The following is a 14,707-nucleotide window of genomic DNA, read 5'->3' as shown; positions in this document are numbered from 1 at the left end:
GGCGGACCTCAACCTCACGCAGCTTTGCAATAATTTCTTCCGGCTTGGCTCGTTTCGCCATGTCTCAGCTCCTCTTTCAAAGCCGAAACTAACAGATTCATCGGACCACTTTCCCGGAGGCAGACCAAGGACTTCGCCCGAAACTATTGACCGCTCCATCCGCCGCCGATTGCAGCATAGAGATCAATAGCCGCAGACAGGCGGTCAAGCCGTCCCTGAACAAGGCTATCCGAGGCGCTGAAATAGGATGATTGAGCGTTGAGAAGGCTCGTCAGGTCATCGGCGCCGGAACGATACCGGATTTCTGCAAGCGATAAGGATGTTTGCGTGGCGTCATGGGCGACAACAAGCTGTTCTTCGCGTTGCTCTGCGGTGGTGAGCGCGCTGAGACTGACATCGACGTCTCGCAAGGCGTTCAGTGTTGACTTCCGGTAGTTGGCGATCTGTTGCTCGACTCGCGCTTTTGCTGAATCAAGCTGGCCTTCAAGTCGCCCGCCGGTGAAGATTGGCGCGGCGAGCGACGCCGCAAGCGATCCAATGACGCTCGTCCCGCCTGTAAGACCTGCATTGGCTCCAGCGTTCAAGTCAATTGAGGGAAAGAAAGCGCGTTCGGCGGCGGCGACATTGGCGTCTGCGGCGCGCAACTGCGCCTCGGCGCTCAACAGGTCGGGCCTGCGCAAAAGAAGCTCTGACGGCATGCCGGGATTGATGGGCGGCGGCGTCATGGCGAGAATATCGCCCTCGGGCGCGTCATAGCCTTGGGGTGTGCGGCCGAGGAGAACGGAGAGGGCGGTTTCAAGACTGACAAGCTGCTGCTCGATTTGCGGCACGCGCGCGCGCGCATTGGCGAGCGATGCTTCCTGACTTGTCAAATCGAAGCGTGAAACGTCCCCGGCGTCATAGCGCGTTTCAACGATCTTGAAGATGCGCTCGGAAATCTCGAGATTGGACTGGGCGACTTCAAGACGTTCGCGCGCTGCAAGGACGGAAAAATAGGTGAAAGCGACATCCGAAGCGATGGTGAGTTCGAGCGCACGCTGGTCAAAAGCCTGGGCGTCATAGCTGGCGCGCGTTGCGCGGCGACTGGCTGCGTTCTGTCCAAAAAGGTCGAGTTGATAAGAAGCGGAGCCACGTGCGGAAGCGGAGATGTCGTCAAGCCCTTCGCCTTCGGTGTTTGACGACGCCGATGCGCCAGCGCTGAGCTGCGGAAATAGCGACGCATTGGCGATGCGCACCGAAGCGCGCGCTGAGCGCAGGGCGGCGAGCCCGGCGGCGATATCCTGATTGGCGGTGAGGGCTTCATCGATCAGCGCGTTGAGCGCTGGATCGTCAAACGTTTTCCACCATAAGACATCGATCTTCTCCGCCTCGGCAAGCTTGTCCGCATAGTCGTAGGCTTCGGGCATTGCCGTGAGTTCGCTGACCGGCGGCGAGGCGGTGGCGCAGGCGGCAAGAGACAGGGCGGCGGTGGAAAGGAGCAGGTTCTTCATCTGCTTTACTCCGAGGCGAGGGCGACGACAGGATCGAGGCGGGAGGCTTGCCGCGCCGGCATGAACCCGAACAGAAGGCCGATGGCGAGGGCGGAGCTGAAGGCAAGAATCGCGGGCGTCGGGGAAATAGAAATCGACGTAACGCCTGTTGCGCCGAGGCCAAGCGATACGCCAAGACCGATTAGGACGCCGATCATCCCTCCCAGTGCGCCGACCACCAGCGCTTCGGTATTGAACTGCATCATAATGTCAGAACGGCGCGCGCCGGTCGCCATGCGCACGCCGATTTCGCGTGTGCGCTCCGTAACGCTGACAAGCATGATGTTCATGACGCCAATGCCGCCGACAACAAGCGAGATTGCCGCGACCGACCCGAGCAGGACCGAGAAAGCCTGTTGAGTCTCTTCAATCGACTCGAGCAGAGAGGCCGTATTGCGCAGTTGGAAGTCTTCGATGCCGTGCCGCGCGAGCAATAATGTCTGCGCCGCCGCTTCCGTTTCATCCATCTTGCGTGTGTCCTGAACAGCGATTGTGATGGAGGAAAGATAATTCTGTCCGAAAAGACGCATCATGCCCGTGGTGATAGGGACGAGCGCCACATCATCCATATCCTGCCCCCATGCCGTGGCGCCGCGCGGCGTCAAAACGCCTGCGACTTCAAAAGGAGCGCCCCCAATAAATATGTACTGGCCGACCGCAGCCGAGATATCATCGCCAAACAGATTCTCGGCCACAGTATAGCCGATGACGACAACCGAAGCGCGGCGAGACTGGTCTTCGTCGGAAAAAAACGTTCCATAGGCGATTTGCCAGTTGCGCGCTTCCGGCCAGGCTGCGGAAGCGCCTTCCACATTTGTTCGGTAATCGTTTTCTCCGACGCGAAGGGTTTCGTTGCTCGATCTGCTCGGCACTGCGGCGATGATGTTGTCGAGTTCGCTAAGGCGTTCGGCGTCTTCTATCGTAAGGGTTGCAATGGCTGAGCCACGCATGCGTGTGCCGGGTGCGCCGGGGCGTACGAACAGGAGATTGGAGCCCATGGTCTCGATGCTGGAGACAACCTGTTTCTGGCTGCCCTCGCCGATAGCAAGCATGGCGACCACTGCCGCGACGCCAATGACCACACCAAGCAAGGTCAATGACGTGCGGAAAAGGTTGGCATGGAGCGAGCGAAACGCCATTTTTACGGCTTCGCTCGCCTGTAAAAGAAAAGACGGGGCGTTGACGGTTTTTTCAAACGCCGTCGCGCCATTCGCCGTCTCGACGGCGCCGGTGTCTGAAACAATCTTTCCATCGGTCAGCTCGACGATGCGATGGGCGCGGGCGGCGACGTTGGGATCGTGTGTAATGAGGAGAATGGTTCGTCCCGAAGCATGCAGTTCTTCGAGAAGGGACAAAAGTTCAGCGCTTGAGTTCGAATCGAGCGCGCCCGTCGGTTCATCAGCAAGAATGACTTCGGCGTCGTTCATCAGCGCACGTGCGACGGCGACGCGCTGTTGCTGTCCCCCGGACATTTCATTCGGCTGGTGTAGGGCGCGATCGCCGATGCCAAGTTTATCGAGCAATTCCTGGGCGCGGGCCTGACGCTCTTCGCGCTTTCCGCCGGCATAGATCGCCGGCATTTCGACATTTTCCAGAGCCGTCGCGTTTGTCAGCAAATTGTAACGCTGGAAGACAAAGCCAAACGTGTCACGGCGGAGCGCGGCGAGATCGTCTGGCTCTAACGACGCGATATTCTGGCCGCGCACCCGATAGGTTCCACCGGTCGGCCTGTCGAGGCAGCCAAGTATATTCATCAGGGTGGATTTGCCGGAGCCGGACTGGCCGATAATCGCTACAAATTCACCCGCCTCGATGGTCAGGCTGACACCGTCAAGGGCGCGCACTTGCGCTTCGCCTTCTCCGAAAACCCGGCAAACGTCCGTCAATTCAATGAGGGGCTTCATGGCGTGTCGCCTTTGCGTTTAGCCTAGCCTGCGGAAGCCGCGCGGCCTGTTCTCACGATTATTATTGTCACGTTTTGGCGGCGTGATGGCGGCGCTGCCTGTCACGACAATATCGCCCGGCTCAAGACCGTACAGCACTTCCGCTTGCGTGCGGTTTTGAAGGCCGATCAGGACCGGCGTTGGGCGAGGGGCGCCGTTTTCCATGACGAGCACCATTTTGCGCTCCGCATCGGGATTGGCGGCGATGATTTCGCGCATCCCGGTGCGGGCGGTTTTTTCGGGATTGTCCCCGTTTTGAAGGTCACGCGCCTGCGCCGCCATGAGGCTCGGCCTGTCATTCGTTTTTCGCCTTTCGGAACCTGCAGGACGCTCCCGGATATTGCGCAGCGCGGCCACAGGAACGAGGATCGCATCTTCAGCGGCGCCCGTGATGAAAAAAACTTGCGCCGTCATTTCCGTTTTCAGGCGTTCATCGTCATTTTCGACATCCAGCAGCGCTTTGTATAAGACGACATCGTTGAGCACTTCCGGCTCCGGCAAAACCTGACGCACCGTCGTCGTCCATCTTTCGCCGCCGCCGCCGAGCGTCGTGAAATAGGCGTCCTGTTGCTTTTGTATACGCAGAACATCCGCTTCTGAAACTTCAGCCTCAACCGTCATGACGGACAGGTCGGCGATCTGGAGAATAGTCGGCGTCGTCTGGTTCGCATTCAGCGTCTGGCCCACAAGGGCGGCCTGTGAGACGACTGTGCCGGACATGGGGGCGTAGATTTTGGTGAATTCAAGCGTAGCGAGATCGGCTTCGAGCGTAGAGTTCTGGCGTTCGATCTGCGCTTCAAGCTGCGTCAACCGCGCATTCGCGACTTTGCGCGCTGCGATAGCGGCCTGATATTCCGCCTGTGAAATCGCATCAGCTTTGTATAGCGTGTCGGCGCGTTTGGCCTCCGCCACAGCGAGTTCCAATGTTGCTTCCTGCTGGGCGTAAGAAGCTTTGGATTCTTTCATCTGCGCGCGATCGGCTTCCACATCCGCGGCCGCCAGTGTTTCGTCGATGCGGGCAAGAAGATCGCCTTTTTCGACTTTGTCGCCGACTTCGAAAAAGACTTCCTCCAGCTGGCCGGAGACCTGCGCGCCGACATCCACATAATTTTTAGGCTGGAGCTTGCCGGCGGCGGATATGGCGATTTCAATATCGCCGCGCATGACCTCGGCGGTTTGGTACTCCGGCGCTTTGGTGCGGTTGGCGGCCGCGAAATAAACGCCGCTTGCGACGATCAGCGCCATGACTCCAAGCGACGCCGGGCCAAATTTCCAAATTCCAAGCTTTTTCATGCACATACCCCGGGTGGTCGCGGTTTGCGCGCGAAGGCGCGCCGACGAATTCCATAGATAAACGTCTCAGGTGCGGGAATCCGTTGTCCCGAATGGCGGCCATATGCGGGTCATTTTGTGTTCAAACGCGGGCAGAGCCTGTTTGAAAAGCTTGGCGCTGAATGAAGCGCAGGCCGGGAGAAGGAAAATCTATCGGCTTTAAGGCGCGGATTTAGTGCAAACGGCGTTTAGCTCTTGAGCTTTTCAAGTCCGAGAAGCTTCAAGGCGGCCTTTTCGTAGTAGGGTTCGGTCTTGCCGCTTTTGACTTTTCCGATGAAATATTTTTCGAAAGCGACCTTGGCGAGATGGACCCATTTCCCGCTCGACGCCCAATTGACATTGCGCGGCGGAATTTGCGGCATCGCGACGAAGGCGACACCGCCATCACCGAAATCAGCGAGGCACATGGCGTTCCAGGTCGCCTCATAGGTGGGCTCCTCGCCGCGCAGAATTTCGCCGATATTTTCCGCCGTCGCAGCCGTCATGGATTCGATCATGAAACCGGTTTTCGGCACACCGACGGGAACCGGCGTCGGTCCGATTGGCGGGATAGCGACGCAGACGCCTACCGAGAAGATGTTCTTGTAGGTCGGGTTGCGCTGGTTCTTGTCGACGATGATGAATCCACGCGGATTGACGAGCCCGTCAATGTCGCGAACGGCCGGAATGCCGCGAAATGCCGGCAGGAGCATTGAGTAAGAGGCGGCGACCTCATGTTCTTTTTTCAGGCTTCCATTTTCGTCGAGTTCTTCGACCTGGATCTTGTCGGCGCCGACATTCTTGATTTTCGCATTGGTGATCCATTTGATGTGGTGATCGCGCAGCTGCGACTCAAGCAGGGTCTTTGTGTCGCCGACGCCGTCGAGGCCCAGATGGCCGATATAAGGCTCGGAGGTGACAAAAGTCATGGGCACCTTGTCGCGGATTTTCCGTTTGCGAAGTTCCGCGTCGAGAATGAAGGCGAATTCATAAGCGGGGCCGAAGCAGGAGGCGCCCTGAACGGCGCCGACAACAATCGGTCCCGGGTTCTTAACGAACTCTTCAAAAGCGACATGCGCCGTTTTTGCATGTGGTGTTGTGCAGATTGATTGCGTATGGCCGCCATGAGGTCCGAGGCCTTCGATCTCGTCGAAGGCGAGTTCGGGGCCGGTTGCAATGACTAAATAGTCGTAGTTGATGGTGCGTCCATCGGCCAGTTCAATGGCGCTTGCCTCCGGGCGCAATTTCGTCGCGGCGACCGGAATGAAATCGATGTCCTTTTTCGCCAGCGGCTTTTCAAGCTCGACACTGATCTGGTCTGGCGTGCGCCAGCCGACAGCAACCCATGGGTTTGACGGCGTAAAGTCGAAGGTCGGCTTGTCGGAAATGACCGTGACCTTATCTTCCTTACGAGCGGTTGCGCGCACTTCATACGCCATCACGACGCCGCCAAGGCCGCCTCCCAGCACTACGATATGAGCCATGATTTTCCTCCTAGAATACCGCGTCAGTTACGCTGCGCGCTTAAAAATTTCGTCTCACGCCGACAAATAGATTGGTGTTGTCCTGAAGCTGTCCGAAAAACGTGTCGTTATCAGCGCCGTAAAAAATATTGCCGCCGACCTCGGTGAGCCATGCATCGTTGAGTTTGTATGAGGCGCGGAAGCGGAAATATCCGTCCTTTTCGTTCGGGCTCCAGAAGTTGAAGCCTGAAAGAGTGAGATTCTGGTTGAGCATGAGCTTGGTCAATCGCAGCGTCACGACATGGCGCATCCGGTTAGGCGCCGACGCTCCGGGGGGGAGAGAGCTGATGAGCGCGGCGTAGTCGGAAAGAACTTCTCCGACATACTGAACGGAGGCCGTAAGTTCGCTGGCGATTTCCCGCTCATACCCAACCAGAAAACGGGTTTCGCTGTTGCGAATGAAAGGGTCTGCGCCGGAAAGGTCGTCACGGCTGAAATAGTGACCGGCTTCGGCGGTCAGGATGCCGCCTTGCACCGGGCCGCGCAGACTGCCGCCGACCACGGCGAGACGGGGATGAAACGGTCGTCCTGTGAGGGTCTGACCTTCCGGTGTTTTCCAGTACCCAGCGTAGCCGTAGAGCGCCGCCTCGAACCCGGCGATATTGCGATAGGCGCGAGCGGCGAACTCGTCCTCGGAAAACCAGGTGTCCCGTGCCTCGGGGACAATGACGGCGTCGCGCCCTGCGATGCGGCCGAGAACGGGATTGTAATAGGAAATCCGGTCGCCAGTGATAAACCGGTCTGCGTCGAAACGCGGCGTGTATACGAATTCAAGATTGGCGATGTCGTTGAAAGCAGAGATGCGGATCGCATCAGAAGGCGCTTTCAGATATTCATCGTCCCTTCCGATAAAGAAAGACCGAAAATCTTTCGGGAACAAATCGTTGATGAAGACGAGGTCGCCAACGCCCCAGGTCAGGATCTGACGGCCCGCCTTGATGTCTAGGAAATCAAGCGGGCGCACGAGAACATTCGCCTCGCGCAAATCGAAAAAACCGCGGCCTGTTTCGAGATTGACGTCGCTGACATCTTCCACTTGGTCATAGAAAAAATCACCGACCAGGCGGAACGTGGCGTGACGGGTTTCTATGTCGCGCCCGAGTTGCGCGCGCACTTCGCCAATCGATAGCGTCTTTTGCGTGGGATCACTGACGATGCGCATGCCTGCGCGCGCCTCGACAAAGCCGGTGAGGCCGAAGGGCGCAGTAAAAGGCTCGTCAGACCCGGAAAGCGTTGTTTCCTCAGTTTCATCATTATTTTCGGCAAGGCCCGGCGGCAAGGCGGGGCCTTTCGGCTCGCCGAGACCGGAGGGAAGCGCCGGCGTCGCGTCATCGCCTAAACCGGCTGGCAACGCCGGCGCTTCGGGGGAGGTTTCTTTTTTGCTGGCGTTCTCTTGAGCGTCACCGCCCGAAAGGCCGGCCGGAAGCGGCGGCGCATCCTGCGCGATTGCAGGCGTTGCGCCCAGCAATGCGGCAGTCAGGATCGCTTTCAGTTTCATTGCGCGCCGCCTTCCTTCTCTTAGCGCAGTTCGCGCCGCGGCGGATTGCGCAGATAGCGTTCGGAGAAGATATCCTCCGGGAGGCCGGTGTCATAAGCGACTTCGGAATAATGCATTTCCGTCGCGCCGCCGATGCGCGTGTCCGCCATGGATGACTTCACGACGGTGGGCTTGTCGTCGATGGTTTCAACGCCGAGCGCTGTATAGGTGCGATAAGCTTCGCCGTTTTCGTCGTAATACTCCGTCTTCACCGGAATAAAGGTCGCCTTGTGGACCCAGTTCTTGTAGCTGGCGAATTCAACGCCAGAGGCGTCCTTCGGTGTGGAGCGAATCACGTAATAGTCATCCGTTTCTTCTTCCAGAACATGATTGTCTTCTTCGGGACCGCGGCCTGACACGTCTTCATAGAAAAAATGCGAGCCCACAAAACTTGTGCGTTCGTCTGAAGGCGCGATGCGTTTGACGAGGTCAAGAGCGGGCAGATAAAGCCAGCGGTCATCATCGGCGGCCGCGTGTTTCCAGACGAGGAAAGACGTTTTGTTCACGTCCGCGGGGCGTTCAAAGAACACATAGAAACGCTGCTCGCCATTATCGACATTGTCGATATCCTTGCGCAGGATGACGAAATCGCGGGTGCGCTCGCGCCCCTGGGAGTCCTTGATGGACATGTGCACTTTGGCGCGACCGTCTTCGCCCTGATAATAAGCGGCGGCGCTCGCTTTGTTGACGATCTCCTGAACGTCCTGCGCAAAAGCCGTCGAGATTGACAGGGTGGCGATCGCGGCAGTCGCGATGAGTTTTTTGAAAATCATGATGCTCTCCTTTCCGGGAACAGTACTTTCTTGAATATGGTGATGAGCGCGGGCAGCCCCAAGAGGGTGGCGACGCCGGCGAGGAACAGGATCGCCGAGATAAAGACGCCAACCGTCTGATAAGGAACCAGAGGCGCTAACAGCAGCGGCAGGAAGCCGACGCCGATCACGATCACATTACGGAAGATTGCGCGCGCCGGTTCGCCGAAGGCCTGTTTCGCTGTCTGAACCCAGTCGCCAATGCCTTGATAGAGTTGACGCGCGCGAGCGTTGAAATGGATGGCGTAGTCAATGGCGAGACCAAGACTGAGCGAAGACAAGACAGCCACCGGCATGTCGTAGTCTTTACCGATAAGGCCGATCACGCCATAGATGACGCCGATGGTCACCGTCAGCGGCGCCATGGAAAGAAGGCCCCAAGCGAAAGAGCGGAAGAGGACCGTCATCAGGATCAGCACCATGATGAAGCTGCCGAGAAACGCTTTCGCCATGCCCGACACCATTTTCTGCTGCCACGCCACATTGATATAGGTGAGGCCGAACCAGTCATGGCTTACCGTCATGGGCGGCGGGTTCTGGGCGATGAAATCATCCACGGATTTGATCACCGCGCTCATGTCGACATTATCGCCGCTCTTCAATTGCAGCCACAGGACCGCTTTCTTGAAGTCGGGCGTCACGAGTTTGAAGAGGTCCTGGGGCCGGTGGCTGTTCTGATAGGTGATCAGCGTTTGAGCGACGGCTTCCGGCGTATCGGGAATGCGGTAAGCTTCTTCTTCACCAAGAAACAGGTCGCGGTGAACCGTTTTCACAATGTCGGTCACGGCGTTCGACTTGCCCACCAGCCCGGTCGAGGCGAGATGCGCCTGAAGTTTTTCCATATAGGCGAGCATGTCAGGCTGTTTGAAGACTTCGCCGGCTTGCGATGCGGCGTCGACGGCGAGAACTGCATCGTCCCAGGCGTACCATTCATCGTCGTCTTCCGTTGCATCGCGGGCGGCTTCGCCTTTGCCGCGCAGGGCGGCGAGGAATGCATCCACGCTTTCGGCTGATCCGCGCAGCGCTTGCGCTTGGTTTGCCAGTTCCTGCGCCTGCGGCGTGCCGAGCGCGGCCAAGCGCTTTTGCGCATCGTCAGCGACGTCCGCGAGTGCGTCGCCGTCTTCGGCCGATAGGGTGAGATACGCCATGTAAGTGCCGCCGAAGCGCTCATTAAGGGCGCGGTCGGCCACCCGGATTTCATGATCCGCATGGAACCATTTGACCGGGTTATCATTGATGCGGATTTGCGTGACGCCATAAGCGGCGATGGCGAGCGCAATCAGGAAACCGGCGACGATCAGTTTTGCTTGGCCAACGGCGAAATCACCAACGCCATGCAGGAACCTGGCGAGCGGCGTTGCCTCATGGTCGGAGTCTTCTCCGCCGGCGCCCATGCCAAAACCGGTGAAAGCCTTTTCCGGCATCACCATAATGTAGGCGGGAACCAGCGTAACCGTGAAGAACCAGGCGAAGAAGACGCCAATGGCGACAAACACGCCAAACACCTGAACCGGCGGGATGGGTGTGAAAGCAAGCGAAGCGAAGCCGGTGCAGGTCGTGAGCGTCGTAAACAGCATGGGCTGCCACAACTCTTTCATGACATGCTCCAGCGTTTTACGGCGGTCCTTGATCGCCGGATAACGATCATAAAAATCGGAGAGGATATGAACGGCGTCAAGCACGGCGATCGGCATCACGAAAATCGGAATCATGGAACTCATGATGTGAACGGTGTTGCCGGTGACAACGAGAAGTCCCATGGCGCCGATCACGGAGACCATGGCGACAATCATGGGGGAAATGATCAGGTTGAGACGACGGAAGAAAAACCACATCAGCGCGAAGATCAGCGCCATGGCGAGCGGCGCTGAAATCGCCATCTGTTTGAACATTTCAACGCCGAACTGATCCTGTGCGATGGGCAGGCCGGTGATGTGAAATACGGCGTCGCCATCGAAAGTCGCAATTTTTTCTCGGAGCTGGTTCGCGACGCGGAAACTCACATCTTTTGATGTGATTGGAATATAGATCGCCAGCGCCTTGCCATCGCCGGAAACAAGCGTGTCATGGAGGGTCGGAATACGCTGCGCGCGGTCGCGCACGGCGAGCGCCTGTTCCTGTGTTTGCGGCGGCTCGGGCATCAACCAGTCAAAACTCACTGAGCCAAGCCCGGCCTGCTCGATGGAATCGACCGTTGAAGGGGCGATAAGGTCGACGGCGATAACGCCTCTACGCATCGCATGATCCCCGACACCCTCGGTCCAGCGAATTGTTTCCGCAAATTTTGTCAGGGCGTAAACGTCGCCAAGCGTATCGGTGTTGAAAACGCCGTTTTGATCGCGCTCATTGACGACGCCGACAACAACAAGGTCATAAAGCGTGAATTCCTGTTTCATCCGGTTGTGAAAGACGCGAACTGGTTCGTTCTCGGAGAGCATGTTCTCCGGATCGGTGTCGACCTTCAGCGGCTCCAGGAAAGAAAAGCTTTGCGGCGCAAAGGTCGGGGCCGCGACCAGCAGTATCAGGATCAGGCTGAACAAGGCTGAACCCCAAAGGTACAGCCCCGGCTTGTTTGAAGCGCTCAACGGCAAGGGATTCATATTGTGTGCTCCCGCAATGTTTTTGGTTTTGTTGTGAACGCTTGAACGTGGATCAGGCGAAGGCTGCGCCCGGCTGAAGGCCCAGCCGCTTCAGAATCATTGCCAGCGGGCAAAAACCGGTAAATGCGGCCTGGAACATATTAAGGCCGACAAACGCATTGAGCGCGAACCAATAGGGATGGACGAAGAGCCCAAGGACCAGACCCAAAAGCGTCACAAATCCGGCGAATGCAAAGACGGTGCGGTCGATATTCACGGTGGAATCTCCCTTCTTCGGGGTGATGGCCTGTTGCCTGGAGCGGCTGGACTTGATCCGCGGCTCTGGCTAATATATATATTCGAATATACGAATGTAAAGAGTTAAAAATGGCGAAATTCGCAGAAATGGAAGAAAACGCCGGCGAGGCGGCCGATCTCCTGAAGGCTATGGCGTCCCCGCACCGGCTGATGCTGTTATGCCTGATGGCGGATGGGGAGCGGTCGGTGAGTGAATTAACCGAAGAGCTTGGCTTGCGTCAGGCGACAGTATCCCAACACCTCGCCCGTCTCCGTCAGGAAGGGCTCGTCAACACAAGACGGGAGGCGCAGACGATTTACTACAGCATCGCAAATGAGGCTGCGGGTGCGGTGATCAGAATTCTCTATGACGCCTATTGTTCATAGTCTTCTGATTTTCCAGCAGCGGACATTATCTTCTCAATAAAATGTAGCGCCGAATTATTGTAACCTATAACCAATCTCAGGATTGGCGTTCCGTGCTGTCAGTGTTGCGGACCTTCGGCGCAAGTCGAAAGCAGGACCCTTTGCCGGGGTGGCTTGTAATCGTCAAGGCAAGATTGTTTTCATCGGCAAGCCTTATAACGATGTCGAGGCCGAGACCTTTGCCGTCTTTATGGGTTTCATGACTCACACCGCGCGTCTTTCGCTGGATAATGTGTTCGATTTCCAACGCCGACATGCCGGGTCCGGTATCGTAGATTTCGATGCTTGGATGTCCATTACGCAGCCGGCAGCCAATCAGAACAGCGCCTGATGTTGTGTATTTAATCGCATTCGATGTGAGGTTAGCGACGATGCGCAGCAACGTCATGGCGCCAATTGGCATTGTCCGGCTGCTGTCGACGGTGCGCAGCTCCAGTTTCTTTGAAAGAGCTTCCTCGGCGAACATCTCATTCATGGATGAAATAATCATGGAAAGCGACGTTTCCGGTTCTTCGCCTGCAAGCGGGTGGGAGCTGTTTTCGGTCCCTGCCAGCGCCGATTCCATATATTCATCGACCAAGCCTTCCAGATAAGTGAAGCTCGCGTCGATATCTTTTAGCCGCGCCGCTGAAATGGTGTTGTTGTTTATGCTTTCCTGAATGGAAGCCCTGAGCGAGAACAACGGCTGGCGAATATCATGCGTGGCGTCCGCTAAGATACGGCCCCGGTCTTCGGCGACACGTTGTGTTTCCCGATAGCGTTTCTCGAGGCCGTCGAGCCGGCTGTGCAGACCGAGATTGATCTGCGCCATGCTCAACTGTTCGCGTAATGACGCGTCTCGTTGTCTGCGGATGACGTTGATGCCTTCCAGTACGGCCATTCCCATCATTGAGGCGTCGAACACCATGGCGAGGCGTATGAGATCAAGCATCGTGCTGCGTGATACGTCGAAGCCAAACAGCGTGATGCAAGTGACGGCAATCGAACTCAGGACAATGCCGAACCATCCGGCGACGAAGTAGCGGATGCGGCTTCCTTCGCGTTTCCAGGCGTAAAGACCAATGCCCAGAAAGCAGGCGGAAGCGAACATTACATAAAAATATGCGTATAGTTTAAGTTTGCTTTCCGCAATGAAAGCGACACCGGCGACAAGGCTAAAGCCACCCAGCATGATCGCGAGAAGAAGTTTATCGTTGAAGGGATATTTCTTCCACGTCAAAAGATAGGCGCGGGTGAACAAGGCGGCGAAGAATGTCAGAGCGCAGGCCAGAGGCAGACTGGCGAAGTTATTGAACGCCGGGTGATCCGGCCAAAGATATTGAAATGTGTATCCGTCACGGTGCAAAACATAGAGAAAAACGGATGCGGCGTAGAAGAAATAGGCGATAAAAATAAAGCGTTTTTGCAATAGAAATGCGATCACGCTCATCGTCAAAAAGACCGCAATAACGGCGTAGAAGATGAAAAATTTCGCCGTGTTGGCGTGGGTGTTTGTGATGAAGCTGTTTTCGGTTTCTATCCGAATGGGCAGCGATGTGTCGCCGTGCGATCTGTAGCGGATCCAAATCGTCGCCGCCTCGTTCGGTCCTAATGAAAACTGAGAGACAAGATTTGGATGCGGAATAGTGCGGCTGGAAAAGGGACTGTTGATCGATTGCGATAAAAGCTGTTCCTCGCGCGCTTCATTCGCAAGAAATACATCGATCTCAAACATGAAGTTGGTTTCCAGCACCAGAACTCTTTGGGCGCTGCTGCTCGACCCGTTCAGGATGGGGATACGCAGCCATATCGCATCCGTTGAATGAGAAAACGATGGCTCTTTTGTTGTGACGGGAGTGAAGTCGCTGATAGGAACCCCCTCGATCTCTCCAAGCGTCATTTTATGAGAAGGGTCGAAGAATGCCGTAATATTTGGACGCAAATCGCGGACCGGCTGGTTTTCTTCCAGGGTGATTGCGTTCTCCGCCGCCGCTACGGAAGACATAAGTCCAAGCAATGCACAGCATAAGGATAAAAATATCCATTTGCGTTTGAGGGCGTTTATGGTTTTCATGTCTGATGTCCTGAAACAGACCGGTGCGACGATGGCGTATAGCGTTATAGTGGCGGATGATCATGCCCTTGTCAGGCAAGGGGTGAAAGGCGCAATTGAAGCCGGTGAGGATTTTGAGGTCGCGGCTGAAGCCGCCGATGGCATTCAGGCGATTATTCAGGTCAAAAAACACCGGCCTGATCTTCTGGTTCTTGATATCGCGATGCCGCATTCGAATGGGATTGAAGTGATTGACGAGGTTCACCGGTGGAGCCCTGAAACCAAAATTCTGGTTCTCACGGGGCTGACAACCGGCGGCGTGTTGCGGCAGGCGCGCCAAGCGGGCGCCGACGGTGTTTTTCTTAAATCTGATGACATAGATGCGCTTTTGGGGGCTGCACGTGACATCATGGCAGGGCGGGAAGTGTTTTCGCCCAGAGTGCGTGAAGCGCTCGACCGGCCGGCGCTGGGGGCAGATCTGACGCCCAGAGAGCGCCAGGTGTTGCAGGCGCTCGCGCGCGGCGACACGATTGCGCTCATTGCTGACCGGCTCGGCATCAGCGCCAACACGGCCGACAAGCATCGGACAAGCATCATGCGCAAGCTCGGCGTTCATTCGGCCGGCGAGTTGATGGCGCTCGCCCATCGCGAAGGCTTGCTTGAGATATCCCGGCATACCTGACCGCGGCATCCTGAAAAAGAGTTGAACCCCAGTAAT

11 protein-coding genes are annotated in these 14,707 nt (G+C 56.8%); 2 read left to right on the top strand and 9 right to left on the bottom strand.

What is annotated here, in order from left to right:
* Positions 1-143: 143 nt before the first annotated feature.
* From ACFC5L_RS16440 to ACFC5L_RS16405, 8 genes are all read right to left on the bottom strand, one after another.
* The gene (locus ACFC5L_RS16440; protein ID WP_375203292.1) at positions 144-1,490 is read right to left on the bottom strand and encodes an efflux transporter outer membrane subunit; all 1,347 of its coding nucleotides are present in this window, start codon (positions 1,488-1,490) and stop codon (positions 144-146) included.
* Between the two features lie 5 nt (positions 1,491-1,495).
* Entirely contained in the window at positions 1,496-3,433 is a 1,938-nt protein-coding gene (locus ACFC5L_RS16435; RefSeq protein WP_375203293.1) for a MacB family efflux pump subunit, read from the bottom strand.
* Positions 3,434-3,451: 18 nt separating this feature from the next.
* The gene (locus ACFC5L_RS16430; protein WP_375203294.1) at positions 3,452-4,765 is read right to left on the bottom strand and encodes an efflux RND transporter periplasmic adaptor subunit; all 1,314 of its coding nucleotides are present in this window, start codon (positions 4,763-4,765) and stop codon (positions 3,452-3,454) included.
* A 227-nt stretch (positions 4,766-4,992) separates the two neighbouring features.
* Positions 4,993-6,267, bottom strand: a complete 1,275-nt coding sequence (locus ACFC5L_RS16425) for an NAD(P)/FAD-dependent oxidoreductase (protein ID WP_375203295.1) — start codon at positions 6,265-6,267, stop codon at positions 4,993-4,995.
* Between the two features lie 40 nt (positions 6,268-6,307).
* Positions 6,308-7,804 (bottom strand): hypothetical protein, encoded by a 1,497-nt coding sequence (locus ACFC5L_RS16420; RefSeq protein WP_375203296.1) that lies wholly within the window; start codon positions 7,802-7,804, stop codon positions 6,308-6,310.
* Between the two features lie 20 nt (positions 7,805-7,824).
* Positions 7,825-8,616, bottom strand: coding sequence for an outer membrane lipoprotein-sorting protein (locus tag ACFC5L_RS16415; RefSeq protein WP_375203297.1), 792 nt, complete (start codon positions 8,614-8,616; stop codon positions 7,825-7,827).
* Positions 8,613-11,195: an efflux RND transporter permease subunit gene (locus ACFC5L_RS16410; protein WP_375203298.1), complete on the bottom strand. Its 2,583-nt coding sequence runs from the start codon at positions 11,193-11,195 to the stop codon at positions 8,613-8,615. The genes ACFC5L_RS16415 and ACFC5L_RS16410 overlap by 4 nt, the downstream gene beginning before the upstream one ends.
* Before the next feature lie 112 nt (positions 11,196-11,307).
* The gene (locus ACFC5L_RS16405; protein WP_375203299.1) at positions 11,308-11,511 is read right to left on the bottom strand and encodes a YgaP family membrane protein; all 204 of its coding nucleotides are present in this window, start codon (positions 11,509-11,511) and stop codon (positions 11,308-11,310) included.
* A gap of 110 nt (positions 11,512-11,621) precedes the next feature.
* Between ACFC5L_RS16405 and ACFC5L_RS16400 the strand changes: the two genes are divergently transcribed.
* Positions 11,622-11,918 (top strand): ArsR/SmtB family transcription factor, encoded by a 297-nt coding sequence (locus ACFC5L_RS16400; protein WP_375203300.1) that lies wholly within the window; start codon positions 11,622-11,624, stop codon positions 11,916-11,918.
* 76 nt (positions 11,919-11,994) lie between these two features.
* Here the strand turns inward: ACFC5L_RS16400 and ACFC5L_RS16395 are convergent, their stop codons facing one another.
* Positions 11,995-14,010 (bottom strand): sensor histidine kinase, encoded by a 2,016-nt coding sequence (locus ACFC5L_RS16395; protein WP_375203301.1) that lies wholly within the window; start codon positions 14,008-14,010, stop codon positions 11,995-11,997.
* Between ACFC5L_RS16395 and ACFC5L_RS16390 the strand changes: the two genes are divergently transcribed.
* Positions 14,009-14,671, top strand: coding sequence for a response regulator (locus ACFC5L_RS16390; RefSeq protein WP_375203302.1), 663 nt, complete (start codon positions 14,009-14,011; stop codon positions 14,669-14,671). The genes ACFC5L_RS16395 and ACFC5L_RS16390 overlap by 2 nt on opposite strands.
* The last annotated feature ends 36 nt before the right edge of the window (positions 14,672-14,707 follow it).

The organism is Hyphococcus sp., assembly GCF_041986965.1.
Taxonomy (GTDB): Bacteria; Pseudomonadota; Alphaproteobacteria; order Caulobacterales; family Parvularculaceae; genus Hyphococcus.
Note: the sequence above shows the minus strand (reverse complement) of the source record. Positions and strands in the feature narration are given on the sequence as shown.